Below are 24,329 nucleotides of genomic sequence, written 5' to 3'. Positions count from 1 at the left end.
ATGCGTCTGCTCCTGAGTTTCCTGCTGGTCCTGCTGCTCAACGCCTGCGCCGCGCCGCAACTGCGCGGCACCGGCGATCTCGGGCTGATCATCGAGCGCGCCAGCGGCCACGTGACGCTGGTCAATACCACTGCGCGCCAGTCCTATGCCCGGATCGAAGGCCTGGGCGACCTCTCGCACGCCTCCGCCGTCTATTCACGGGATGGCCGCTACGCCTTCGTCTTCGGCCGCGACGGCGGGCTGACCAAGATCGATCTGCTGGAAGCGAAGATCGTCAAGCGCGTCATGCAGTCGGGCAACGCCATCGGCGGCTCGATCTCGCAGGACGGGCGCATCGTTGTCGCCCAGAACTACACGCCGGGCGGCATCAAGGCTTTCGATGCCGAGACGCTGGAACTGCTGTCCGAAGTGCCGGCCGAATACGCGCCCGGCAAGTTCTCCAAGGTCGTCGGGCTGGCCGACGTACCGGGCAACAAGTTCGCCTACGCGCTGTTCGACGGCGGCGAAATCTGGGTCAGCGATTTCAGCAATCCGCGGCAGCCGAAGACGCAGCGCTACCCCGCCGGCCTCCAGCCCTACGATGGTCTGGTGACGCCGGACGGCCGCTATTTCCTGGCCGGCCTGTTCGGCGAGGATGGCGTGGCGATGCTCGATCTCTGGCAGCCGGAGAAGGGCGCCCGCAAAATTCTCGAAAACTATGGCCGCGGCGAGCAGAAGCTGCCGGTCTTCAAGATGCCCCACCTGCGCGGCTGGTCGGTGGCCCAGGGCAAGGCCTATCTGCCGGCGATCGGCCGCCACGAGGTGCTGGTCGTCGATGTCGCGACCTGGAAGGAAGTCGGGCGCATTGCGGTGCGCGGCCAGCCGGTCTTCGTCATGGCCCGCCCCGACGGTCGTCAGGTCTGGGTCAATTTCGCCTTCCCCGACAACGGCAAGCTCGATGTGATCGACACCCTGGCCGGCAAGGTCGTTCAGCAGATGGCGCCAGGCAAGGGCATCCTGCACATGGAATTCGCGCCTCGCGGCGAAAATGTCTGGCTCTCGGCTCGCGACGACCACAAAGTATTGATCTATGACACAGACAGCTTTGCGAAATTGGGTGATATTTCGGCAGATAATCCTTCCGGCATCTTCTTCACCTCCCGGGCTGCACGCATAGGCTTCTGATGACCGACACCTTCGAATTCCGCCTGCTCAACGAATTCCAGCGCGACTTCCCGCTCTGCCCGGCGCCGTTCGCCGAACTGGCGGCGCGCCTCGGCGTCGCCGAGAAGCGGGTGCTGAGCAGCCTCGAAAAGCTGCGCCGCGAAGGCAAGATCTCGCGGGTCGGCGCCGTCTTCGCCCCGAAGCGGATCGGCGCCTCGACCCTGGCCGCGATGGCGGTGGCGCCGGAACAGCTGGAAGCCGTGGCGGCGGCGGTCAACCGCTTCCCAGAGGTCAATCACAACTACGAACGCGAACATCGCTACAACCTGTGGTTCGTCGTCACCGCCGCCAGCGAAGGCCGCCTGCAGGCGACGCTGCGGGCGATCGAGCAGGCGGCGGGGCATCCGCTGCTGGCGCTGCCGCTGGTCGAGGAATTCCACATCGACCTCGGCTTCGCGTTGTCCGGCGGCGCTGCCAAGAAAACGGTCGAGGTCCGTCCGGTGCACCCGGTGTCGCCGATTGACGAGGCCGAGCGGCGCCTGGTCTCGGTGCTGCAGGAAGGGCTGCCGCTGTTCATCCGGCCTTTCGCGCTGATCGCCGAGCGGATCGGCGCCTCGGAGCCCGAAGTCCTCGGGCGCATCCGGCGCTGGCTGGAAGAGGGCGCGATCAAGCGTTTCGGCGTCGTCGTCCGCCACCGCGAACTGGGCTATACCGCCAACGCAATGCTGGTCCACGACATTCCGGACGACCAGGTCGGCGAGATCGGCCGGGCGCTCGCCGAGGAGCCGGCCGTGACGCTGTGCTACCGCCGGCCGCGTCACCTGCCGGACTGGCCGTACAACCTGTTCTGCATGATCCACGGCCGCGAGCGGGCCGAGGTTGAAGAGATCATCGCCGACCTGCGTCAGCGCCACGGCCTGGCCGATTGCGCCCACGACGTGCTGTTCTCGCTGACCCGTTTCAAGCAGAACGGCGCCCGCTATGCCTGAACTGGACGCCGTCGACCGCCAGATCATCAACCACTGGCAGGGCGGCTTCCCGATCTGCGAGCACCCCTATGCCGCGGTCGCAGGCCAGCTCGGCATCGCCGAGGACGAGTTGCTGCAGCGCCTGGAACGCCTGCTCGCCGACAAGGTGCTGACCCGCTTCGGCCCGATGATGCAGATCGAACGCATGGGCGGCGCCTTCGTGCTCGCCGCCCTGGCCGTGCCCGAAGAGCGCTACGAGACGGTCGCCGCGCTGGTCAATGCGCTGCCCCAGGTCGCCCACAACTACCGGCGCGAGCACCTGTTGAACATGTGGTTCGTTCTCGCCACCGAAGCCCCGGCCGGCATCGCCGAGGCGATCGCCCGCATCGAGCGTGACACGGGACTGCCGGTGCACGCCTTTCCCAAGGAACGCGAGTATTTCGTCGAGATGAAGCTGGCGGTCCGCGCATGATCGACGACCGCGACCGCGCCCTGATCGTCGCCACCCAGGAAGGGCTGCCGCTGGTCGCCCGGCCCTACCGGGCGCTGGCCGAGCGGCTCGGCTGGTCGGCCGACGAGGTCATGCGCCGCCTGCAGGCCCTGCTTGAGGCCGGCATCATCCGCCGCATCGGCGCCGTGCCCAATCACTACGCCATCGGCTGGACGGCCAACGGCATGACGGTCTGGGATGTCGCCGACGAGGCGGTCGACCGGCTCGGGGAAGCGGTCGGCGCGCTGGATTTCGTCACCCACTGCTACCGCCGGCCGCGCGCCCTGCCGGCCTGGCCCTACAACCTGTTCGCCATGGTTCATGGCAGCAGCCGCGATGAAGTGCGCGCCAAGGCCGAAGTCATCAGTCGGTTGCTCGGCGAGCACTGCCGGGCGCGCGATGTGCTGTTCTCGACACGCATCCTGAAGAAGAGCGGCCTGCGTATCTAGCGCCGGGTGTCGGAAATCCGATGGCTGAATCTGGCCGGGTATCGGAAATCCGGCGGCCATGCTTGCTGCGCTTTCGCAAAAGCTTATTAAATCAATAATTTGGTGTTCTGTTTCGGGCTGCAGCCGGCTGGCACGGCCCCTGCGTTGTCTTTCCTGCCGAAGCCAAGCTGGCTTCTACACCTTCAGGAGACAACATGAAAAGAATTGCCATCGCCACTGCCCTTGCTTCCGCTCTCTGCGCGACCGCCACGACCCCGGTTCAGGCGCAGGAATCCCTGACCCTGAAGAAGATCAAGGACACCGGCACGATCACCCTCGGCCACCGCGAATCCTCGATTCCCTTCTCCTATTACGACGACAAGCAGCAGGTCATCGGCTATTCGCACGAACTGATGCTCAAAGTGGTCGATGGCATCAAAAGCGAACTCAAGCTGGCCAAGATCGAAACCAAGCTGATGCCGGTCACTTCGGCCAACCGCATCACCCTGGTCCAGAACGGCACCGTCGATATCGAATGCGGCTCGACCACCAACAACCTCGAACGCCAGAAGCAGGTCGGCTTCTCGACCACCATCTTCGTCATCGGCACCAAGCTGCTGACCAAGAAGGGTTCCGGGATCAACGACTTCGCCGACCTTGCCGGCAAGAACGTCGTCACCACCGCCGGCACCACTTCCGAGCGCCTGATCCGCAAGATGAACGAAGACAAGAAGATGGGCATGAGCATCATCTCGGCCAAGGATCATGGCGAATCCTTCCTGACCCTGGAAACCGGCCGTGCCGTCGCCTTCATGATGGACGACGCGCTGCTCTACGGCGAAATGGCCAAGGCCAAGAAAGCCGGCGACTGGGCCGTGGTCGGTACGGCGCAATCGAAGGAAGCCTATGGCTGCATGCTGCGCAAGGACGACCCGGGCTTCAAGAAGGTGGTCGATGCGGCACTGACCAAGGCGATGACCTCGGGCGAAGCCGAAAAGATCTACGCCAAGTGGTTCATGAACCCGATCCCGCCCAAGGGACTGAACCTCAACATGCCGCTGTCGGATGAAATGAAGGCGCTGTACAAGGCTCCGAACGACAAGGCTTTCGAGTAATCGACGAGAACCGGACGCGAGCCGCCGAATGACCAGGACGCAGGACAGCAAGGATCTCCAGCGCATCTTCTGGGAATGCTGAGCGACTGAAACACCGGGGCCTGTTTTCCGGGCGGCCCCGGGAAGATCAACCAAAGGAGGGATTCAATATGGGTTACCAATGGAACTGGGGCGTCTTTTTGCAGCCGTCCGCGACCGGTGACGACACCTATCTCGGCTGGATGTTCGCCGGCTTCAAGATGACCATCGGGCTGTCGCTGAGCGCCTGGGTCATTGCGCTGCTGCTCGGCGCCCTGGTCGGCGTCCTGCGCACGGTGCCGAACAAGGCGCTGGCCGGCATCGCCACCGCCTACGTCGAGCTGTTCCGCAATATTCCGCTGCTCGTCCAGCTCTTCATCTGGTACTTCGTGCTGCCCGAACTGTTGCCGGCGAGTATCGGCGACGCCTACAAGCAGTCGAACCCGATCATGCAGCAATTCCTCGCTTCGATGATCTGTCTCGCGTTGTTTACCAGCGCCCGGGTCGCCGAGCAGGTCCGCTCCGGCATCAATTCGCTGCCCCGGGGCCAGAAGAACGCCGGCCTGGCGCTCGGCTTCACGCTGCCCCAGACCTACCGCTACGTGATGCTGCCGATGGCCTTCCGCCTGGTCGTGCCGCCGCTGACCTCCGAGTTCCTGAACATCTTCAAGAACTCCGCCGTCTGCTCCACCATCGGCCTCCTCGAACTCGCCGCCCAGGGCCGCCAGCTAGTCGATTACACGGCGCAGCCCTTCGAGTCCTTCATCGCCGTGACCCTGTCCTACATCATCATCAACGTCACCGTGATGACCCTGATGCACAAGTTCGAAAAGCGCATCGCCGTCCCTGGCTACATTGGAGGCAAATAACATGTACGAATTCGACTGGTCCTCTATCCCCGGCGCCTTGCCCTTCCTCTGGGACGGCATGAAGATCTCCCTGGTCATCACCTTCCAGGCCGTGCTCGTTGGCATCGTCTGGGGTACCTTGCTGGCCATGATGCGGCTGTCGCCGATCAAGGCGCTGTCCTGGTTTGCCGCCGGCTACGTCAACCTGTTCCGGGCCGTGCCGCTGGTCATGGTGCTGCTCTGGTTCTTCCTGATCGTGCCGGAATTCGTCGGGCAGCTGTTCAACATTCCGAAGGGGACGGACTTGCGTTTGTCTTCGGCCATGGCCGGTTTTGCCTTGTTCGAAGCGGCCTACTACTCGGAAATCATCCGGGCCGGCATCCAGAGCGTCCCCAAGGGGCAGATGGCCGCTTCCTACGCGCTGGGCATGACCTACGGCCAGGCCATGCGCCTCGTCGTGCTGCCGCAGGCCTTCCGCAACATGGTGCCGCTGCTCCTGACGCAAGGGATCATCCTTTTTCAGGACACCTCGCTGGTCTACGTCTCGGCCTTGGCCGACTTCTTCGGTGCCGCCTACAAGGTCGGCGACCGCGACGGCCGCCTGGTCGAAATGCTGCTCTTCGCCGGCGCCGTCTATTTCGTCATCTGCTTCTCCGCTTCGCAACTGGTGAAGCGTCTCCAGAAAAAATACCACCCGGCCTGATCGCCGCCCGCCAGGAGAAATCCCATGATCAAGATTGCAAACGTCAGCAAACATTACGGTAGCTTCCAGGTCCTCACCGATTGCACCACCAGCGTCAGCAAGGGCGAGGTCATCGTCGTCTGCGGGCCGTCCGGTTCCGGCAAGTCGACCCTGATCAAGTGCGTCAATGGCCTGGAACCCTTCCAGTCCGGCGAGATCACCGTCAATGGCACCTCGGTCGGCGACCCGAAGACCAACCTGTCGAAACTGCGCGCCCATGTCGGCATGGTTTTTCAGAACTTCGAGCTGTTCCCGCACATGAGCATTACCCAGAACCTGGCCATCGCCCAGACCAAGGTGCTCGGTCGCAGCCAGGACGAGGCAATGGACAAGGGCCTCAAGCTGCTCGACCGCGTCGGCCTCAAAGCGCAAGCCGCCAAGTTCCCCGGCCAGCTCTCCGGCGGCCAGCAGCAGCGCGTCGCCATCGCCCGCGCCCTGGCCATGGACCCGATCTGCATGCTGTTCGACGAGCCGACCTCGGCCCTCGACCCGGAAATGGTCAACGAGGTGCTCGACGTGATGACCGAACTGGCCCAGGAAGGCATGACCATGATGTGCGTCACCCACGAAATGGGTTTCGCCAAGCGCGTGGCCAATCGCGTGATCTTCATGGACCAGGGCCGCATCGTCGAGGATGACAGCAAGGAAGCCTTCTTCGCCAATCCGCGTTCGGAACGGGCGCAGCAGTTCCTGGCCAAGATACTGCACCACTAAGCGGTTTCAGCGGAGCCCATCGCACATGGAAGACAGCCTGAACCGGCTGCTGGTCAGTTTTTTTCTCGGCGGCTTGATCAGTCTGGCGACCATCACCAACCCCCTCTCGAAGATTCCGGTCTTCCTGACCCTGGCCGCCGACCTCGCCGCTCCGGCAGCTTCGCTGGAAGCGCGGCGGGCCTGCTTCTACGGCTTCCTGCTACTCACCGGCGGCCTCTTTGCCGGGGTCTTCATCCTCGAAGCCTTCGGAATTTCCTTCGGTGCCTTGCGCATCGCCGGCGGGCTGACCGTGGCGCTGATCGGCTACCGCATGCTGTTCGGCACCGGCGACGCCGCTTTGGTCGGCGGTAGTGGCAGCTTTGCCTTCTTTCCACTGGCCATGCCCGGCATCGCCGGGCCGGGCGCGCTGGCCACGGTGATCGGCATCTCCTCGGAGATCGCCGAACTGTCCGGCGGCGTCCGGCGTCTGATCGCCTATTCGGCGACGGTGGCCAGCATCGCCGCGACCTGCCTGCTGATCTGGCTGGTGCTGCGTTCGGCGCGCTGGGTTTCCCGCCGCCTGGGCAGCGAGGGCATCAATGTCGTGGCTCGCCTGACCGGCTTTCTGCTGATCTGCATCGGCGTCCAGTTCGTCGGTTCGGGCATCCGCAGTTTCATGGCCGGAGCCTGAGCCCGTGAGCGCCGCAGTGGGGCACCTGCCGGACGTTACAATGCGACGTTCGCCCTGCGGCCCACGCCATGCCTGAATCCAGCCCGCCGATTCCTTCATCCTTGCCCAGGCCGCACCGTGCGCTCGGCCTGGCCCTGCTGCTGGTGCTTTTTCTCCTCGCCAGCCTGCTGGTCTATCACCGCTCCGAACGCGACGGTATCGACCACATGCGCCAGGAAGCTAGCCACCAGCTCGACATCCTGGCCGCCGCCATCGACAGCGAAGTGACGCGGCATGCGGCGATCCCGGCTGCCATCCAGTTGAGCCCCGACGTCCTCGCCCTGCTGCGGGCGCCGGAGGACAAGCAGGACAGCCTGCAGGGGCCCGCCAACCGTTTCCTGCAACAGATGAACGACAACCTCGGCGGGCCGGCGATTTTCGTGCTCGACACCCAGGGCCGGGTGGTCGCCTCCAGCGACTGGATCTTTTCCGACAACCTGCTCGGCGCCAACCTGGCCTACATGCCTTTCTTCAGCGATGCGGCGACCGGCGTCCCGGCCCGCCATTACGCCGTCGACCATGTCCGCCACGAGCCGGGCTACTACTTCGCGCTGCCCATCCGCGACGAGCGCCAGGACTGGCGGGTGATCGGTGTCGCCGTCGTCAAGTCCGGCATCCGCGAACTGGAGCGGCGCTGGCTGGGCCAGGAGGCGCCGGCCCTGATCGTCGACAGCAACGGCATCGTACTGCTCGCCTCGCCACCGGAATGGCGCTACGCCACCCTGCAACAGAAAGGGCGGGAGGAGCTGGAACAACTCAGTCGCCAGCAGTTCGCCGGCCAGTCGCTGGGCACGGTCAGTCTCGACATCGCGCTCGCCGGCGCCGACGAGGGCGCCGTCGTCCGCCTGCCCCGGCACCTGCGCGGCGCGGTCAATCAGGCCGCCGGTGGCCGCAGCTATCTGGCGCTGGCCCGTAACCTGCCCGGCACCGCCTGGCGCATCGTCGTCTTTTCCGATCTGCGGCCGGTCGCCGAACAGGCGGCGACCCATGCCGCGCTGGCTGCTGCGGCGCTCGGCTGCCTGCTGCTCGGCGCCCTCTACGCCAAGCAGCGCCGCCGTCTGGCGCGCGGCCGCGAAGAGGCGCGGGCGATGCTGGAGCGCGCCAATCAGGAACTCGAACACAAGGTCGGCGAGCGCACGGCCGACCTCTCGGAAGCGGTCGACCGGCTGCAGCGCGAAGTGGTCGAGCGCCAGCGCGCCGAGCAGACGCTGCGCGCCGCCCAGGACGAACTGGTGCAGGCCGGCAAGATGGCCGTGCTCGGCCAGATGGCGACCGGCATCACGCACGAGCTCAGCCAGCCGCTGGGGGCGATCCGCACGCTGGCGGCCAATGCCGTCGAATTCATGCATCGCGGCGACCTCGCCACGGCCGAGAAGAATCTCGGTATCGTCGGCCAGCTGGCCGAGCAGGCCGGCGGCATCATCACGCCGCTCAAGACCTTCGCCCGCAAGTCGCCGGCCGTGTCGGGAGCGGTCGATGTCGCGCAGGCGGTCGACAGCGCCCTGTTCCTGTTCGACCAGCGCCTGCGCAAGCAGAACGTCACGGTCGAACGGCAGTTCGGCCCCGAGACCTGGATCGCCTGGTGCGACCGCAACCGCCTGCAGCAGGTGCTGGTCAATCTGATCGGCAACGCCATCGATGCAATGGCCGACGAGCCGCTGCGCCGCCTGAGCTTTTCCGCCGAACGCGCCAGTTCCGGGCAGGTCGCGCTGGCCGTCAGCGACAGCGGCGTCGGTTTTTCGGAGAAGGCCCTGGAACACCTGTTCGAGCCCTTCTTCACGACCAAGCAGCCGGGCGAGGGGCTCGGCCTCGGGCTCGCCATCTCGCGCGACATCCTGCGCGATTTCGGCGGCGAACTGCTGGCCGGCCCGGCTCCCGGCGGCGGGGCGCGTTTTGTCGTACTCTTGCCGCCACTACCCGATTCTTCCACCGCTGCCTGTACCAAGGGTTCGCCATGAAGCCGCAATTGTCTGTCCTGCTCGTCGAAGACGATCCCAATGTCCGCCTCGGCTGCGAACAGGCCATGCAACTGGCCGGCATCGCGGTCGATGCCGTGGGCTCGGCGGAAGAGGCGCAGAAGCGCCTGGCGGCCGGCTACCCCGGCATCGTGGTCACCGACATGCGGCTGCCCGGCATGGACGGCATGGACCTGCTGCGCTGGGTCGTCCAGCTCGACGCCGATCTGCCGGTGATCATCATTACCGGCCACGGCGATGTCACCCTGGCGGTCGAGGCGATGCGCCGCGGCGCCTACGATTTCATGCAGAAACCGTTCTCGACCGGTGATCTGGTCGAGGTCGTCCGCCGGGCGCTGGAAAAGCGCGAACTGGTCCTCGAAGTCGAAGCCCTGCGCCGCCGGCTCGATCACCGCGACGACCTCGAAGCCCGGTTGCTCGGCCGCTCGCCGCAGATGGCGCGGGTCCGCCAGTTGATCCTCGATGTCGCCCATGCCGCGGTCGATGTGCTGATCTTCGGCGAAACCGGCACCGGCAAGGAGATGGTGGCGCGCTGCCTGCACGACCTCTCGGGCGCCAAGCCGGAAACCTATGTCGCTTTGAATTGCGGCGGCATGGCCGACAACCTGCTCGACAGCGAGCTTTTCGGCCACGAACCGGGGGCTTTCACCGGGGCGCAGAAGCGACGCATCGGCAAGATCGAATACGCCAGCGGCGGCACGCTGTTTCTCGACGAGGTCGAGTCGATGCCGATGGCCATGCAGATCAAGCTGCTGCGCGTGCTGCAGGAGCGCGTCATCGAGCGCCTCGGCTCGAACCAGCTGGTGCCGGTCGCCTGCCGCGTCATCGCGGCAAGCAAGGAAGACCTCAAGGCGCTGTCCGATCAGGGCAAGTTCCGCGCCGACCTCTATTACCGCCTGAACGTCGTGCGCATCGAACTGCCTGCCCTGCGCGAACGGCGCGAGGACATCCCGGCCCTCTACGACGAATTCCTGCTCCAGGCCGCCAAACGCTACAACCGGCCGCCGCCGGTGCTGACCACGGAATACCTGCGCCGCCTGATGGCCCAGGACTGGCCGGGCAATATCCGCGAACTGCGCAACGCCGCCGACTGCCACGCCCTGGGCATCGGCCGCGATGCGGCGACGCCGGGCCTGGGCAGCACGCCGCAATCGCTGACCGACGCGGTCGAGAACTACGAGCGCGTGCTGATCGCCAACGAATTCACCAAGCAGGACGGCAACATCGCACGCACCAGCGAGGCGCTGAAAGTGGCGCGGACGACGCTGCACGACAAGCTCAAAAAATACGGGCTGATCTGATCAGCGCATTCGGATAAAGCCAGCCGGTACTTTGAGGGAAGTAGGGGCAACGGCATTTCGGTTTTGGCCGTTTTTAACGGACGACCGTAGCATTCTGGATTGAAGCTGCCTGCGAAGCTTGCAAGGGGCGTAATCATTTCCTGGGCGGTCAATAGTCTCCTTGCGGCCAATTGCGGCCATACGGCTTCTCCTGATAGCCGCCGCCTGAACGACCGCTGTACTCGGAGAGCTGCCGGACGGCCTACGCGAACTACTCGGCCATTGCGGACGTATAGCCTGTTGAGAATGAGCGGCTGGTATTTGGTGGACAGCAGAAGCTCCCTCCATCTGGACAGCTGCCGCTCAAAAGGCAGCTTCACCCTGAAGGCTGCCGGATGACCTACGCGTACAATTCGGCCAAAGTTGCCAGTCAGCGTTCTCGGAATGAACAGCGGTTTCCTGACCTAAGTGGCGCCAGCTTATGCTGGTTTTCATCGGCGAGGTAGGGCCACAAATGGTACCTAATGGAGCCAGTTAGGGGCTCACAGAATAGGGATTAAGCATTGGTATCTGTAAATTGCGTTTTCTTGACTAAATCGTAGAAAGCCTCTGCTGCCGGAGATAAGGTGCAGTTCTTTCGAGTGACCAGAATGACCTTGCGTTTGACGACCGGACTGATCAACGGAATTCTGCGAACGCCCGGTCTGTCACCTTCCTGAAACGTCGATGCCGGCAGGATCGCGCAGCCGACTCCGGCAGCAACCAGACTAATTGCCGTTGCGTGGTGTTGGACTTCATAGGCGCCACTCAGGCTGATGCCGCGCTTGGCGAGTTGATAGTCCATGAAGACCCGGGTTGCCGTCAGGTTGCTAACTACAATGAGGTCCGCTCCGCTCATGTCGGACCAGGTTACTGATTTCATATTGCTGAGTGGATTCGACTCGCGACAGAAGAACATCAATGGATCATCGAACAGTGGGATCTCGGTCAGATCCGGATGGTGTTCTCCATGTATCCCAATACCCAACTCGGCCTGGCTATTCAGGACCGCGTCGCGAACTTCATATGAAGTCGCATCGAGTAGGCGAATCCGGTTGCGCGGGTAGCTATTGGCGTATGCGCGCATCAGCTTGGGCAGTATCTGGGCGGCCATCGTCGGTACACAGGCCAGCGTGAAATTGCCTCGGGCATTTTTCGACATGTCCTTGAGGCGACCGACCGCAGCCGTCATCTCGCCGACGATGGCCCTGGCCTGCGGCAGGAAGTCACGACCGACGGCCGTCAGTTCGACATAGCGGGTCGTACGGTCAAGCAGTTTCAATCCCAGATAAGACTCGAGTTTCTGGACGCGTCGGGTTAGCGCCGTCTGCGTAACGTGCAGGTGTTCGGCGGCCTTATTGAAGCCGCCCAATTCCGCAATTACCACGAACGCCTGAATGCCATCAAAATCGATCTTCATTTGCCCAGTCTCCGTCAATCCGTCACTCATGGCTGAGCCTGCCTTGTCGATATCAGCCGTGTTCCGTCAATTGGTCCGATTCTACTGCACTGAATATATGCGTAGATCGCAATAAATTTCAAATTTATTGCATTTCTAACCGAGCAACGATTTGCCTATTATTCAACTCAGGAAAACACCAATCTACTGAGGAGACACAATTGCGCATTCCCTGCGTCCTGATGCGAGGCGGTTCGTCAAAAGGCCTGTTCTTCTTCGCGAAGGATCTGCCCGCCGACGCTGCCGCCCGCGACCGCATGCTGCTGGCCGCCATGGGCTCGCCCGACGCCCGGCAGATCGACGGCATGGGCGGCGGCAACGATCATAGCAGCAAGGTTGTGATTGTTGGCCCGTCGTCCCAGCCCGATGCCGATGTCGAATACCTGTTTGCCCAGGTGTCGGTGGCCCGCGATCTGGTCGATGTGCTCCCCAACAGTGGCAACATGCTGGCCGGCGTTGGCCCGTTCGCCATCGAACACGGCCTCGTCAAGGCGAGCAGTCCGGTGACCAAGGTGCGCATCCTCAACACCAACAGCCAGAAAGTCGTCGAAGCAACCGTTCAGACGCCGGGCGGCCAGGTAACCTATAGCGGCACCTTCGAAGTCGATGGCGTGCCCGGCAAATGCGCTCCGGTCGCGCTACAGTTCTTCGATCCGACCGGCACCAAGACCGGCCGCCTGCTGCCCACCGGTTCGCCGCGTGACGAAATTTTAGGCATGCCAGTCACCTGCATCGACTTTGCGATCCCGATTGTGCTGGTCAAGGCCGAGTCGCTGGGCAAGAGCGGCTACGAGAGCAAGCAGGAACTCGATAACGATCCGAACTTCCTGCAGCGCCTGGAAGCAGTGCGGGCGGCCGGGGCGCGCCTGATGGGCCTGGCCGATGCACCGGGGCTGGGTGTTCCGAAGATCGCCATCATCGCGCCGCCGCGGGCCGGTGGGACCATTGCCTCGCGTTACTTCGTGCCCTCGAACTGTCACCCGGCGTTTGCCGCGACCGGTGCGATGGCGCTGGCCGCAGCCTGCCATACACCGGACACGATCGCCGAAGAACTGGCTGTCCTCAACCAGAATGAGGCGCATCAGATCGTCATCGAACATCCGAGCGGCAAGATGAGTTGCCACATCGTTTCGTCGGCCGACCCATGGACCGGCATCCCCAAACTGGTCGGCGCCGCAATGCTGACCTCCGCCCGACCCCTGCTTGCAGGGGAGGTCTTCGTCGCGGATCACTGCCTGAAGGCCAAAGCGAAAAGCGACCTCGCCGCGGCCGCCTGATTCATCAACCCTTTATCACTATTGCCCGGTCATTGCCGGCACCCATTCCATTAAAGAGGAGACAACACATGAAACCGATTATCACTCTGAGCGCCATTCTCGGCCTGGCTTTCGCCGGCATGTCGCACGCCCAGGAGCCGATCCTGATCAAGTTCTCGCACGTCGCCGCAATCGATACGCCGAAAGGGCAGGCGGCAGAGCATTTCAAACAGCAGGTCGAAAAGCGCACCAAGGGCCGCGTCAAGGTCGAGGTCTTCGCCAACTCGACGCTCTACAAGGACAAGGAAGAGCTTGAAGCCCTGCAGATGGGTAGTGTCCAGATGCTGGCTCCGGTGGCCGGCAAGTTCGGTCCGGCCGGCGTCAAGGAGTTCGAGGCTTTCGATCTGCCGTACATCTTCCCGGATGAAGCGGCGCTGCACCGCGTGACGCGCGGCCCGATCGGCGCCGCGCTGCTGAAGAAGCTCGAAGCCCGGGGCATGGTTGGCCTCTCCTACTGGGATGCCGGTTTCCGCGTGCTGAGCTCAAACAAGCCGATCCGCACACCGGACGAGGCCAAGGGTCAGAAGATCCGCATCAATTCTTCCAAGGTCAACCAGGCCATCATCAAGGCGATCGGCGGCATGCCGCAGACCATGGCCTTCTCCGAGGTCTACCAGGCGCTGCAGACCGGCGTTGTCGATGGAGCTGACGGCAACCTTTCCAACCTCTATACCCAGAAGCAGTATGAGGTTCAGAAACACATCACCCTAACCCGCCACACCTACAGCGGCTACGTCGTCGTGGTCAACAAGGCCTTCTGGGACAAGCTGCCAGCGGACATCAAGGCCGAAGTCAGCGCCGCGATGCAGGATGCCACGACCTACAACGACAAGGTCGCCGAAGAAGACGAAGCGAAGTCCTTGGCTGCGATCAAGGCCTCCGGCAAGAGCACCGTCCACACGCCAAGTGCCGAAGAAAAGGCACGCTGGGTCAAGGCCCTGCTGCCGGTCCAGGACGAACTGGCCCCCCGCATCGGCAAGGAACTGATCGACGCCATCCGCAAGGAAACCGGCCAGGCCAAGTAATCCGCATCGTCGGCCGGCAGGATTCCTACGCTGCTGGCCAGTTTTACTCTCTACGGGGGAAACATGAGATTTCTCGATAAATTGGAAGAGCTGCTCATCACGCTGCTGATCGGCGTGGCGACACTCATCACTTTCTTTGCAGTGGTTCATCGCTACATGTCCGGATTCGCCATCCCGGGCGTGCAGGATCTGCTGCTCTCGATCAACATGAGCTGGGCGCAAGAACTGACCATCATTCTTTTCGTCTGGATGGCCAAGTTTGGCGCTGCCTACGGCGTTCGCACCGGCATCCACGTCGGGGTCGATGTGCTGATCAATCGTCTAAGCGACAGCAATCGTTTCAAGTTCATCGTTTTCGGCCTGCTTGCCGGTGCCTCTTTTACCGGCATCGTCGCCACCATGGGCGGCCACTTCGTCTGGGAAAACGGCGCCCATTACGCCTTCTACAGCCTCTTGGGTCTTGATCTTACGGATGTCATGGAAGGGCCGACCACGCCCGACCTGGAGTGGCAGACCTGGGTGGTGTACAGCGCGATTCCGCTTGGCTCCTCGCTGATGTGTTTCCGTTTTCTGCAGGTCTGCGTCTCGTTTATCCGTACCGGCGAACTGCCGCACCACGACCACGGCCACGTCGATGGCCTGACCGACGAGTCGGGAGATGTCGAGGTCAATGAATTCGATCTCGACGACAACCTGCATCCGCTGGACCTGAAGCACAACGTGATTGGCGAAGACCGCCGCGTGCACGACGAGCCGGTGGCTGTCGATCGCCGCAAGGATGACCTCGGAGGAGAACCGAAATGAGCGCCCTGGTAATTTTTGGCCTGCTGGCCGTCCTCATGCTGACCGGTATGCCGATCTCGATTTCGCTCGGCCTGACCGTCCTTACCTTCCTGTTCACGATGACCCAGGTGCCGCTCGAGTCGGTTGCCCTGAAGTTGTTCACCGGCATCGAGAAGTTCGAGATCATGGCCATTCCGTTCTTCATCCTGGCCGGCAACTTCCTGACTCACGGCGGAGTGGCGAAGCGGATGATCAATTTTGCCTCGTCGATGGTCGGACACTGGTATGGCGGTCTCGGCCTGGCCGGTGTGTTGGCCTGTGCGCTGTTTGCCGCAGTCTCGGGTTCCAGCCCGGCAACCGTCGTCGCCATCGGCTCGATCCTGCTGCCGGCGATGGTCAAGGCCGGCTTCCCGCCGCGCTTCGGGGCTGGCGTTATCACGACCTCCGGCGCTCTGGGGATCCTGATTCCGCCGTCGATCTGCATGGTGATGTTCTCGGTGGCGACCAATACTTCGGTCGGCGCCCTGTTCATGGCCGGCGTCATTCCCGGGCTGGCTCTCGCCACGGTGCTCGGCGGTGTCACCTGGTATCGCGCCAGGAAATTTGACTACCCGCGTCAGCCGAAGGCGACCTGGGGCGAGCGCTGGAAGGCTTTCCGGGCGTCGGTCTGGGGCCTGCTGCTGATCGTCGTTGTCATGGGTGGTATCTACACCGGCATCTTCACCCCGACCGAAGCGGCTGCCATGTCCGCGGTCTACGCCTTCATCTGCGCCATTTTCATCTACAAGGATTTGAGCCTCAAGGACGTGCCGAGGGTACTGCTCAACTCGGCCAACATGTCGGCGATGCTGCTCTACATCATCACCAACGCTGTGTTGTTCTCCTTCATCATGACTAACGAGAGCATCCCGCAATCGCTGGCCGACTGGATGCTGGGGCAGGGCTTCGGCGTCATCACCTTCCTGCTGGCGGTCAATATCATCCTGCTCGTCGCCGGCAACTTCATGGAGCCGTCGTCGATCGTGCTGATCTTCGCGCCGCTGCTCTTCCCGGTGGCTGTCGCGCTGGGCATCCACCCGATCCATTTCGGCATCCTGATGGTGGTCAATATGGAAATCGGCATGTGCCACCCGCCGGTCGGTCTGAACCTCTATGTCGCGTCGGGCATCACCAAGATGGGGATCACCGAGCTGACCGTCGCGGTCTGGCCGTGGTTGCTCTCGATGCTCGTCTTCCTCGGCCTCGTCACCTACTGGCCCGGCCTCTCCCTCTGGCTGCCGCAGCAACTCGGCATGCTCTGACCGATTGCGGCGCCGCCAACATCGGGCGCCGCAATCCTCACCCCAAACCATTGATTTCGTACTGAAGCCTGGAGCCATCAACGATGAACCTCAAAGACTGGATCGGCCGTTCCGAAGAAGTTACCGATCTCTTCACGGCCACCCCCTATGCCGCGCTGTCGGCGACCTTCGACCGGCCGGCCGAGCGCCCAGCCAACGGCACGCCGCTGCCGGCACTGTGGCACTGGCTGTATTTCCTGCCGCTGCACCGCCAATCCGAAATCGGCCCCGACGGCCATGCCAAGCGTGGCGGTTTCCTGCCACCGGTGCCGCTGCCGCGCCGGATGTGGGCGGGCAGTCAGTTCGAATTCCATGCCCCGCTGCATATCGGCGAAACGGTGACCCGCACCTCGACCATCCATGACGTCACCGAGAAGAGCGGCCGCACCGGTCCGCTGGTTTTCGTCAAGGTTCGCCATGAACTGCGCCGGGCCGGCGAGAGCGCCGTCGCGCTGACTGAGTACCACGACATCGTCTATCGCGAAGCGGCCGGTCCGAACGACGTCGCGCCGCCGCCCAAGGCCACCTATCCGGACCCCGTCTGGCGGACGAAATGGGTGCCCGACGACGTGCTGCTTTTCCGCTACTCGGCGCTGACCTTCAACGGCCACCGCATCCACTACGACCGCAAGTACGTGACCGAGGTCGAGGGCTATCCCGGCCTGATCGTCCATGGGCCGATGATCGCCACGCTCTTGCTCGACCTCTTGCGCCACAAGATGCCGGATGCCGAGGTCGCGAAGTTCGAATTCCGCGCCGTGCGGCCGACTTTCGACATCAATCACTTCATCGTAAACGGGACGCCGCAGGCCGATGGCAAGACCATCCACCTGTGGGCCGAAGACCATGAAGGCTGGCTGACCATGGATGCCACCGCCGTACTGAAATAAGGAAAGCAGCATGAGACCGCTGGAAGGTATTACCGTCATCACCCTCGAACACGCCATCGCCGGCCCGTTCGCCACCCGTCAACTGGCCGACCTCGGCGCCCGCGTCATCAAGGTCGAGCGCCCCGGTGTTGGCGACTTCGCCCGCGGCTACGACGAGCGCGTGCATGGCCTGGCCTCGCACTTCGTGTGGACTAACCGCTCGAAGGAAAGCCTGACCCTCGACGTCAAGCATCCGGAGGCACAGAAGATTCTGCAACGCCTGGTCGCCGAGGAGGCCGACATCCTGGTCCAGAATCTGGCGCCCGGTGCTGCCGCACGCCTGGGCCTGTCGTACGAGGCGCTGTCGGCGATCAAGCCGGAGATCATCGTCTGCGACATCTCGGGCTACGGCAATGATGGTCCCTACCGCGACAAGAAGGCCTACGACCTGCTGATCCAGAGCGAGTCGGGCTTCGTCTCGGTGACCGGCACTGAGGACGAGCCCTCGAAGGCTGGCCCGTCGATCGCCGACATTTCGGCCGGCATGTACGCCTACAGCAACATCCTGGCGGCGCTGTTGCAACGCCAGATCACCGGACGTGGCCAGCACCTCGATATTTCGATGCTGGAGAGCCTGGTCGAATGGATGAACTATCCGCTCTACTACTCGATCGACGGCGCATCGCCGCCACGCCGCACCGGCGCCAGCCACGCGACGATCTATCCCTACGGCCCGTTCCCGGCCGGCGACGGCAAGAACGTCATGCTTGGCTTGCAGAACGAACGGGAGTGGGCGGGATTCTGCGACAAGGTGTTGCTGCGCCCCGAACTGGCCAAGGAGGAGCGTTTTTCGACGAATTCGAAACGCAGCGCGGCACGCGACGAACTGCGTCAGATCATCGTCGATGCCTTCGCCCAGCTGACTGCCGAGCAGGTCATCGAGCGCCTGGAAACTGCCCAGATCGCCAATGCCAACCTCAACACCATGCAGGACGTCTGGAATCACCCGCAGTTAAAGGGGCGCAAGCGCTGGCGCGAAATCGACACGGCGGTCGGCAAGGTGCCGGCGCTGTTGCCGCCCGGTTCGTGGACGGAATGCGAGCCGCGCATGGATGCGGTGCCGGCGCTCGGCCAGCATACCGAGGCGATCCTCGGCGGGCTGGGCTACACGGCCGGCGACGTTGCCGAACTGCGTGCCGCTGGAGCCATCTGATGCTGCCGGTCAGCTACCTGTTCGTTCCCGGCAATCGCCCCGAGCGCTTCGCCAAGGCACTGGCCGCCGGGGCAGGGGCGATCATCCTTGATCTCGAGGATGCAGTGGCACCGGCCGACAAGGCGGCGGCGCGGCAGGCCATCGCCGACTGGGTCGCTAGCGCCGGCGTCGCGCCCGAGCGCCTGGTGGTGCGCATCAACGATGCACTGTCGCCCTGGTATGCCGACGATCTGGCAATGATCAAGGCGGCCGGCATCAGGCAGGTAATGCTACCGAAAACGGAATTCGCCGAGCAGGTGAAAATGACCATTGCGGCCACGAATCCTGAGGTTGTCATCGTGGCGCTGGTCGAGTCGGCCCGCGGCATCAACAACATCGACCAGATTGCGCTGGCCGAGGGTGTGCAGCGCATTGCCTTCGGCACCCTCGACTATGCCGCCGACCTCAATCTCCCGGGCGACGAGCAGGGCCTGATTTACCCCTACAGCAAGATCGCCATCGCTTCCCGCTCGGCCGAACTGGCGCCGCCGGTTGCCGGCGTCACGCCCAATCTCGACGATCTGGCGCGGACCGAAGCCGACTTTGCCTTTGCCCGAGCCTTTGGTTGCACCGCCAAGCTGTGCATTCATCCCAAGCAGGTCGAGGTCGTCGAGCGACTGAGCCGACCGAGCGAGCAGGAAGTGATCTGGGCCGAAAAGGTTCTGGCCGCCGCCAAGGATTCATCGGGAGCCGTCCAGGTCGACGGAAAAATGGTGGATCGGCCGGTGGTGCTCAAGGCTGAAGCCATCATGGCGCGAAGCATGACAAAAACGCATCGCCAAACAACGAACTAAAGCACAGCTATATTTCCCAACATTGAATCAGGAGACATCGCCATGGGCGCGAGCATCATCGACTCTAGTATCTTCGGCAACATCTTCAGCACTGACGCTATGCGTCAGGTCTGGTCCGACCGCAACCGGACGGAAAAATATCTCGACATCGAGCGCGCGCTGGCCGTCGTTCAGGGCCGCCTCGGCATCATTCCGCAGGAAGCGGCCGATGAGATTGTCCGAAACTGCGATATCGACAAGATCGACATGGACAAGCTGCGCGCCCAGACCGAGCGCATCGGCTACCCGGTGTTGGGCGTCGTTTCGCAACTGAACGCGCTGTGCCGCGACCGCCTCGGCGAATATTGCCACTGGGGCGCGACGACCCAGGACATCACCGACACTGCTACCGTCATGCAGATCCGCGAGGGCCTCGATCTGGTCGAGGCTGAACTGAAAGCCATCTGCGCCGCCCTGGCCGATCTTTCCCTGCGCTACCGCGATACCCCGGTGATCGGCCGCAGCAATCTGCAGCAGGCGATTCCGGTGACTTTCGGTTTCAAGACGGCGGCCATCCTGGCCGGCATGGAGCGCCACCGCGAACGCCTGCAGCAACTGCGGCCGCGCGTGTTGATGGGCGAGTTCGGCGGCGCCTGCGGCACGCTGGCCTCGATCGAGCGCGGCGCCATGGAAACCCAGGCCGGCCTGATGGCCGAACTCGGCCTCGCCCAGCCCGACATTGCCTGGCATACGGTACGCGACACGATTGCCGAAGTCGGCGCATTCCTCGGTCTGGTCGGCGGTTCGCTCGGCAAGATAGCGATGGACGTCAAGCTCATGATGCAGCACGAGGTGGCCGAGGTCTTCGAGCCGTTTGCGCCGGGACGCGGTTCGAGCAGCACCATGCCGCAGAAGCGCAACCCGATTTCGAGTTGCTACATTCATGCCGCTGTTTCGGTCGTCCGCCAGCATGCCGCCGCCCTGATGGATGCCATGATCGCCGACCACGAACGCTCGACCGGCCCTTGGGAAATCGAGTGGATCGCGCTGCCGGAAGCCTTCTGTCTGACCGCTGGTGCCCTCAAACAGACGCGCTTCGTGCTCGAAGGTCTGGAAGTCGATCCGGCCGCCATGATGGCCAATATCGAACTGACCAACGGCCTGGTCATGTCGGAAGCCGTGATGATGGGCCTCGGCCCCTACATCGGCCGCGAATACGCCCACGATCTGGTCTATGACCTGTGCCGCACGGCGATCAAGAGCAACCGCCCGCTGCTCGACCTGCTGGCCGAGCATCCGGAAATCAATCCCCACCTCGACCGGGCGGCGTTGGCCAAGCTTTGCGACCCGGCCAACTATCTCGGCCAGGCTGGCGTGATGGTGGACAAGGTACTGCAACGCAAGGCTCGGCAAGAGTAAAGGGGCGCTACGATGGAACTGCGGCAACTGCGTTACCTAGTGCGGACCATCGAACTGGGCAGCATCAGCCAGGCGGCGCTCGATCTGGGTGTGGCGCAGTCTGCCGTCAGTCTGCAAATCCAGCGTCTCGAAGGCGAACTTGCGACGCGCCTGTTGCAGCGAACGCCGAGCGGCATCATTCCGACGGATGCCGGCATCGCCTTCCTCTCCCATGCCCAGCTCGCCTTACGCCATGCCGACGAGGCAATGCTGGCGGCACGGCAGTCGCGCCTTTCCGGTGTCGTCGGCCTGGGCCTGGCGCCGACCACTGCGGGCGTTCTCGGCGTGCCGCTGCTGCAGGCAATGCAGGTGCAGTATCCGGATATCCGCATCCATCTGGTCGAGGGGATGTCGGGGCATCTCGGGCAGATGCTCAATGCCCGCGAAATCGACCTCGCCGTGCTTTTTGGTGCCGATCAGGCCAGGCGCTGGACCGTCCAGCACCTGCTCGACGAACGGCTCTTCTTCGTCTGCGGTGCCCAGAGCCGGATCGATCAACTGCCGACGACGCTGGCTGGCGTTGCCGATACGGCGCTGGTGCTGCCGACTCATCGCCACGGACTGCGTCGGGTCATCGATGCCGCCTTTGGCAGCCTGAACCGGAATGCCAACATCGTCGCCGAAGTTGATTCCCTGACCGTGCTGATGGACATGGTGGCGGCCGGCATGGCCGCTACCTTGCAACCGTGGTCGGCGCTGGCCCGCCAGCCGGAAGCGAGCAGCCGGCTGCGCTGGGCGGAAATTGCCGACGTCGGCACCGCGCGGCGCAACCTGCTGTGCAGCCTGTCCGACGACGAACTCTCGCCAGCTGCGTTGGCGACCCGCGGCGTACTCCGTCAGGTAGTCGGACAGCTGATTGACGATGGCCGCTGGAAGGGCATCACACGGGGGCATCTCGAATCGAGATAGGGGGATGTCGGAGCGGCTTGGGGTATCGCCACACCGTTGCGAGATAGTGTCTTCGCTGAAATCAACAAGGGCTCAAAAGGAGCGAATGATGAGTGACAACAATTCCAATGCCGTCGATGTACTGGTCATCGGCGGCGGCAATGCGGCGCTGTGCGCGGCCCTGATGGCACGCGAGGCCGGCGCCTCGGTGCTGCTGCTCGAAGCCGCGCCGCGCGATCGTCGGGGCGGCAATTCCAGCCATACCCGCAACCTGCGCTGCATGCACGATGCACCTCAGGATGTGCTGACCGAGGCCTATCCGGAGGAAGAGTTCTGGCAGGACCTGCTCAAGGTCACCGGCGGCAACACCAACGAACAGCTGGCCCGCCTGGCAATCCGCGAATCCTCCAAGTGCCGGGGCTGGATGCGCCGGCACGGCGTACATTTCCAGCCCTCGCTGTCAGGCACGCTGCAGTTGTCCCGGACCAACGCCTTCTTCATGGGCGGCGGTAAAGCGCTGGTCAACGCCTACTATCGCAGCGCCGAAGCGCTGGGTGTTGAAATTCGCTATGAATCGCCGGTTGACCGCATTGAAGTCGTTGATGGACGGTTCCAGGCAGCCTGGGTCGGTAGCCAACGGATCACCGCCAAAACTTGCGTCATGGCGGCCGGCGGCTTCGAGTCCAACCGCGAATGGCTGCGTGAAGCCTGGGGGCAGAATGAGGACGGCGAATGGCCGGCCGACAATTTTGCCATCCGCGGCACCCGTTTCAATCAGGGGGTGCTGCTCAAGGCCATGCAGGCAGCTGGCGCCGACTTCATCGGCGATCCTTCGCAATCGCATTGCGTTGCCATCGACGCGCGCGCTCCACTCTACGATGGCGGCATCTGTACCCGTATCGATTGCGTCTCGCTGGGTATCGTGGTCAACAAGTTCGCCCAGCGTTTCTACGACGAAGGTGAGGACTTCTGGCCGAAACGCTATGCCATCTGGGGTCGCCTGGTCGCCCAGCAACCGGGGCAGGTCGGTTATTCGGTCATCGACGCCAAGGCGGTCGGCCGTTTCATGCCACCGGTGTTTCCGGGAGCCAAGGCCAATACCCTGGAAGAACTGGCCCGTCAGCTCGGCCTCGACGCGACGGCTTTCGTCCGTACGGTCGCCGACTACAACGCCGGTTGCCAGGTTGGCACCTTCGACCACACGGCGCTCGACGACTGCCATACCGAAGGCGTCACCCCGGCCAAGACCCACTGGGCGCTGCCGCTCGACACGGCGCCGTTCTATGCCTATCCGCTGAAACCCGGCATCACCTTTACCTACCTCGGCTTGAAGGTTGATGAGCATGCGGCCGTGCATTTCGCAGGCCAGCCCAGCCGCAACCTCTTCGTTGCTGGTGAAATGATGGCCGGCAACGTGCTCGGCAAGGGCTATACCGCCGGGGTCGGTATGACCATCGGGACCGTATTCGGGCGCATCGCTGGTGCGCAGGCTGCCAAGGCAGCATTGAAGCAAGGAGCACAACATGCAGGCGCTTAAACAACTGGTAAGCGAAGCCGGCGAACTGGCCACGGGCGAGGTTCGCCTGAGCGACAAGGAGGCCGAAGTCGACCGCATCATGAAGATCTGCAACGCCTGCCGCTACTGTGAAGGCTTCTGCGCGGTCTTCCCGGCAATGACCCGGCGTCTTGAATTTGGTCAGGCGGACATTCACTATCTGGCCAATCTCTGCCACAACTGCGGCTCCTGTCTGCACGCCTGTCAGTACGCGCCGCCGCATGAGTTCGCGGTCAATGTTCCGCAGGCAATGGCCAAGGTGCGCGGCGAAACCTATGCCAGCTACGCCTGGCCGAGGGCCCTTGGGGGGCTTTATAAGAACAATGGCCTGACCGTGGCGCTGGCCCTGGCCGCCGGCCTGGCGCTGTTCCTGGTGCTGACGTTGCAGGTCACCGGTGGCATCCTGCATGCACCGCTGGCCGGAAACTTTTACGCTATCTTTCCGCACAACACGCTGGCCCTGATGTTCGGCGCCGTGTTCGGTTTTGCCATGCTCGCCCTGACCCTGGGGGTTCGCCGCTTCTGGCGCGAAGTCTCACCCGGCGAGTTCAGCGGCGAGGCCGGCGCCGAAGCGGTCGGCAATGTGCTGCGACTGAAGTACCTCGACGGCGGCCACGGCATGGGCTGCAACAATACCGACGATGCCTTCACCTTGCTCCGTCGCCGCTTCCATCACTTCACCTTCTACGGTTTCATGCTTTGCTTCGCGGCGACCAGCGTGGCGACGCTCTACCACTATCTGCTTGGCTTGCCTGCACCGTACGCAGTGAGCAGCCTGCCAGTGCTGCTCGGCATCGCCGGCGGGATCGGCCTGCTGATCGGACCGGCCGGCCTACTCTGGCTGAATCTGAAGCGCCACCCGCTGCATGGCGATGGCGAACAGAAATCGATGGACCGCGGCTTCATCGCGCTGCTCTTCCTGACCAGCCTCACCGGCCTGCTGCTCCTCGGCCTGCGCGACACGGCAGCGATGGGGCTGCTGCTGGCGGTGCATCTCGGGGTGGTCATGGCGCTCTTTCTGACGCTGCCCTACGGCAAGTTCGCCCATGGCGTCTTCCGCTCGGCGTCGCTGCTCAAGTGGTCGATCGAGAAGCGCCTGCCGAATAACCTGCAACTCGGCGCCGAGTAGATCGCCACACCC

23 protein-coding genes are annotated in these 24,329 nt (G+C 63.4%); 22 read left to right on the top strand and 1 reads right to left on the bottom strand.

Features of this window, described 5'->3' with window-relative positions:
- From NQE15_RS21685 to NQE15_RS21635, 11 genes are all read left to right on the top strand, one after another.
- Complete coding sequence (locus NQE15_RS21685; protein ID WP_265944674.1) at positions 1-1,164, top strand: cytochrome D1 domain-containing protein; 1,164 nt, start codon at positions 1-3, stop codon at positions 1,162-1,164.
- Positions 1,164-2,132, top strand: coding sequence for an AsnC family transcriptional regulator (locus NQE15_RS21680; RefSeq protein WP_265944672.1), 969 nt, complete (start codon positions 1,164-1,166; stop codon positions 2,130-2,132). The genes NQE15_RS21685 and NQE15_RS21680 overlap by 1 nt, the downstream gene beginning before the upstream one ends.
- Complete coding sequence (locus NQE15_RS21675) at positions 2,125-2,583, top strand: AsnC family transcriptional regulator (RefSeq protein WP_265944670.1); 459 nt, start codon at positions 2,125-2,127, stop codon at positions 2,581-2,583. The genes NQE15_RS21680 and NQE15_RS21675 overlap by 8 nt, the downstream gene beginning before the upstream one ends.
- Entirely contained in the window at positions 2,580-3,050 is a 471-nt protein-coding gene (locus NQE15_RS21670) for an AsnC family transcriptional regulator (protein ID WP_265944668.1), read from the top strand. Before NQE15_RS21675 ends, NQE15_RS21670 begins: the two co-directional genes overlap by 4 nt.
- 194 nt (positions 3,051-3,244) lie before the next feature.
- Entirely contained in the window at positions 3,245-4,144 is a 900-nt protein-coding gene (locus tag NQE15_RS21665; RefSeq protein ID WP_265944666.1) for a glutamate/aspartate ABC transporter substrate-binding protein, read from the top strand.
- A gap of 149 nt (positions 4,145-4,293) precedes the next feature.
- Positions 4,294-5,031 carry an amino acid ABC transporter permease gene (locus tag NQE15_RS21660; protein ID WP_265944664.1) on the top strand — a complete coding sequence of 246 codons (738 nt, stop codon included), beginning with the start codon at positions 4,294-4,296 and terminating at the stop codon, positions 5,029-5,031.
- A gap of 1 nt (position 5,032) precedes the next feature.
- Positions 5,033-5,713, top strand: a complete 681-nt coding sequence (gene gltK / locus NQE15_RS21655; RefSeq protein ID WP_265944662.1) for a glutamate/aspartate ABC transporter permease GltK — start codon at positions 5,033-5,035, stop codon at positions 5,711-5,713.
- 24 nt (positions 5,714-5,737) lie between these two features.
- Positions 5,738-6,466 (top strand): amino acid ABC transporter ATP-binding protein, encoded by a 729-nt coding sequence (locus tag NQE15_RS21650; RefSeq protein WP_265944660.1) that lies wholly within the window; start codon positions 5,738-5,740, stop codon positions 6,464-6,466.
- Positions 6,467-6,491: 25 nt separating this feature from the next.
- The gene (locus NQE15_RS21645) at positions 6,492-7,136 is read left to right on the top strand and encodes a MarC family NAAT transporter (protein WP_265944658.1); all 645 of its coding nucleotides are present in this window, start codon (positions 6,492-6,494) and stop codon (positions 7,134-7,136) included.
- 68 nt (positions 7,137-7,204) lie between these two features.
- Positions 7,205-9,133 carry a sensor histidine kinase gene (locus NQE15_RS21640; RefSeq protein WP_265944656.1) on the top strand — a complete coding sequence of 643 codons (1,929 nt, stop codon included), beginning with the start codon at positions 7,205-7,207 and terminating at the stop codon, positions 9,131-9,133.
- Complete coding sequence (locus NQE15_RS21635) at positions 9,130-10,452, top strand: sigma-54-dependent transcriptional regulator (protein ID WP_265944654.1); 1,323 nt, start codon at positions 9,130-9,132, stop codon at positions 10,450-10,452. The genes NQE15_RS21640 and NQE15_RS21635 overlap by 4 nt, the downstream gene beginning before the upstream one ends.
- Positions 10,453-10,987: 535 nt before the next feature.
- Here the strand turns inward: NQE15_RS21635 and NQE15_RS21630 are convergent.
- Positions 10,988-11,890 (bottom strand): LysR family transcriptional regulator, encoded by a 903-nt coding sequence (locus NQE15_RS21630; protein ID WP_265944653.1) that lies wholly within the window; start codon positions 11,888-11,890, stop codon positions 10,988-10,990.
- Between the two features lie 200 nt (positions 11,891-12,090).
- On the opposite strand from NQE15_RS21630, the gene NQE15_RS21625 reads away from it, so the two are divergent.
- The 11 genes from NQE15_RS21625 (at position 12,091) to tcuB (ending at position 24,317) form a co-directional block, all read left to right on the top strand.
- Positions 12,091-13,206 (top strand): 4-oxalomesaconate tautomerase, encoded by a 1,116-nt coding sequence (locus NQE15_RS21625; protein WP_265944651.1) that lies wholly within the window; start codon positions 12,091-12,093, stop codon positions 13,204-13,206.
- 68 nt (positions 13,207-13,274) lie between these two features.
- On the top strand, positions 13,275-14,270 hold the full coding sequence (locus NQE15_RS21620) for a DctP family TRAP transporter solute-binding subunit (protein ID WP_265944649.1): 996 nt from the start codon (positions 13,275-13,277) through the stop codon (positions 14,268-14,270).
- Between the two features lie 63 nt (positions 14,271-14,333).
- On the top strand, positions 14,334-15,074 hold the full coding sequence (locus NQE15_RS21615; protein WP_265944647.1) for a TRAP transporter small permease: 741 nt from the start codon (positions 14,334-14,336) through the stop codon (positions 15,072-15,074).
- Positions 15,071-16,354, top strand: coding sequence for a TRAP transporter large permease (locus NQE15_RS21610; RefSeq protein WP_265944645.1), 1,284 nt, complete (start codon positions 15,071-15,073; stop codon positions 16,352-16,354). The genes NQE15_RS21615 and NQE15_RS21610 overlap by 4 nt, the downstream gene beginning before the upstream one ends.
- A gap of 83 nt (positions 16,355-16,437) precedes the next feature.
- Positions 16,438-17,283 (top strand): FAS1-like dehydratase domain-containing protein, encoded by an 846-nt coding sequence (locus NQE15_RS21605; protein WP_265944644.1) that lies wholly within the window; start codon positions 16,438-16,440, stop codon positions 17,281-17,283.
- A gap of 10 nt (positions 17,284-17,293) precedes the next feature.
- Positions 17,294-18,475, top strand: coding sequence for a CaiB/BaiF CoA transferase family protein (locus tag NQE15_RS21600; protein WP_265944643.1), 1,182 nt, complete (start codon positions 17,294-17,296; stop codon positions 18,473-18,475).
- Positions 18,475-19,308: an HpcH/HpaI aldolase/citrate lyase family protein gene (locus NQE15_RS21595; RefSeq protein ID WP_265944641.1), complete on the top strand. Its 834-nt coding sequence runs from the start codon at positions 18,475-18,477 to the stop codon at positions 19,306-19,308. Before NQE15_RS21600 ends, NQE15_RS21595 begins: the two co-directional genes overlap by 1 nt.
- A 42-nt stretch (positions 19,309-19,350) precedes the next feature.
- Entirely contained in the window at positions 19,351-20,706 is a 1,356-nt protein-coding gene (locus NQE15_RS21590; RefSeq protein ID WP_265944639.1) for a class-II fumarase/aspartase family protein, read from the top strand.
- A 12-nt stretch (positions 20,707-20,718) separates the two neighbouring features.
- A complete protein-coding gene (locus tag NQE15_RS21585) occupies positions 20,719-21,654 on the top strand; it encodes a LysR family transcriptional regulator (protein WP_265944637.1) in 936 nt (311 codons plus the stop codon).
- A gap of 88 nt (positions 21,655-21,742) precedes the next feature.
- Positions 21,743-23,170, top strand: a complete 1,428-nt coding sequence (tcuA, locus tag NQE15_RS21580) for an FAD-dependent tricarballylate dehydrogenase TcuA (protein WP_265944636.1) — start codon at positions 21,743-21,745, stop codon at positions 23,168-23,170.
- On the top strand, positions 23,157-24,317 hold the full coding sequence (gene tcuB / locus NQE15_RS21575) for a tricarballylate utilization 4Fe-4S protein TcuB (RefSeq protein ID WP_265944634.1): 1,161 nt from the start codon (positions 23,157-23,159) through the stop codon (positions 24,315-24,317). The genes tcuA and tcuB overlap by 14 nt, the downstream gene beginning before the upstream one ends.
- Positions 24,318-24,329: the final 12 nt, after the last annotated feature.

This window comes from Dechloromonas sp. A34 (assembly GCF_026261605.1).
GTDB lineage: Bacteria > Pseudomonadota > Gammaproteobacteria > Burkholderiales > Rhodocyclaceae > Azonexus.
The sequence above is the reverse complement of the archived record's forward strand: the minus strand, read 5'-3'. Positions and strand labels throughout refer to the sequence as shown.

Coding starts and splice junctions, on each gene's coding strand:
- NQE15_RS21685 (WP_265944674.1), top strand. CDS start 1: ATGCGTCTGCTCCTGAGTTTCCTGCTGGTCCTGCTGCTCAACGCCTGC.
- NQE15_RS21680 (WP_265944672.1), top strand. CDS start 1,164: ATGACCGACACCTTCGAATTCCGCCTGCTCAACGAATTCCAGCGCGAC.
- NQE15_RS21675 (WP_265944670.1), top strand. CDS start 2,125: ATGCCTGAACTGGACGCCGTCGACCGCCAGATCATCAACCACTGGCAG.
- NQE15_RS21670 (WP_265944668.1), top strand. CDS start 2,580: ATGATCGACGACCGCGACCGCGCCCTGATCGTCGCCACCCAGGAAGGG.
- NQE15_RS21665 (WP_265944666.1), top strand. CDS start 3,245: ATGAAAAGAATTGCCATCGCCACTGCCCTTGCTTCCGCTCTCTGCGCG.
- NQE15_RS21660 (WP_265944664.1), top strand. CDS start 4,294: ATGGGTTACCAATGGAACTGGGGCGTCTTTTTGCAGCCGTCCGCGACC.
- gltK (WP_265944662.1), top strand. CDS start 5,033: ATGTACGAATTCGACTGGTCCTCTATCCCCGGCGCCTTGCCCTTCCTC.
- NQE15_RS21650 (WP_265944660.1), top strand. CDS start 5,738: ATGATCAAGATTGCAAACGTCAGCAAACATTACGGTAGCTTCCAGGTC.
- NQE15_RS21645 (WP_265944658.1), top strand. CDS start 6,492: ATGGAAGACAGCCTGAACCGGCTGCTGGTCAGTTTTTTTCTCGGCGGC.
- NQE15_RS21640 (WP_265944656.1), top strand. CDS start 7,205: ATGCCTGAATCCAGCCCGCCGATTCCTTCATCCTTGCCCAGGCCGCAC.
- NQE15_RS21635 (WP_265944654.1), top strand. CDS start 9,130: ATGAAGCCGCAATTGTCTGTCCTGCTCGTCGAAGACGATCCCAATGTC.
- NQE15_RS21630 (WP_265944653.1), bottom strand. CDS start 11,890: ATGAAGATCGATTTTGATGGCATTCAGGCGTTCGTGGTAATTGCGGAA.
- NQE15_RS21620 (WP_265944649.1), top strand. CDS start 13,275: ATGAAACCGATTATCACTCTGAGCGCCATTCTCGGCCTGGCTTTCGCC.
- NQE15_RS21615 (WP_265944647.1), top strand. CDS start 14,334: ATGAGATTTCTCGATAAATTGGAAGAGCTGCTCATCACGCTGCTGATC.
- NQE15_RS21610 (WP_265944645.1), top strand. CDS start 15,071: ATGAGCGCCCTGGTAATTTTTGGCCTGCTGGCCGTCCTCATGCTGACC.
- NQE15_RS21605 (WP_265944644.1), top strand. CDS start 16,438: ATGAACCTCAAAGACTGGATCGGCCGTTCCGAAGAAGTTACCGATCTC.
- NQE15_RS21600 (WP_265944643.1), top strand. CDS start 17,294: ATGAGACCGCTGGAAGGTATTACCGTCATCACCCTCGAACACGCCATC.
- NQE15_RS21595 (WP_265944641.1), top strand. CDS start 18,475: ATGCTGCCGGTCAGCTACCTGTTCGTTCCCGGCAATCGCCCCGAGCGC.
- NQE15_RS21590 (WP_265944639.1), top strand. CDS start 19,351: ATGGGCGCGAGCATCATCGACTCTAGTATCTTCGGCAACATCTTCAGC.
- NQE15_RS21585 (WP_265944637.1), top strand. CDS start 20,719: ATGGAACTGCGGCAACTGCGTTACCTAGTGCGGACCATCGAACTGGGC.
- tcuA (WP_265944636.1), top strand. CDS start 21,743: ATGAGTGACAACAATTCCAATGCCGTCGATGTACTGGTCATCGGCGGC.
- tcuB (WP_265944634.1), top strand. CDS start 23,157: ATGCAGGCGCTTAAACAACTGGTAAGCGAAGCCGGCGAACTGGCCACG.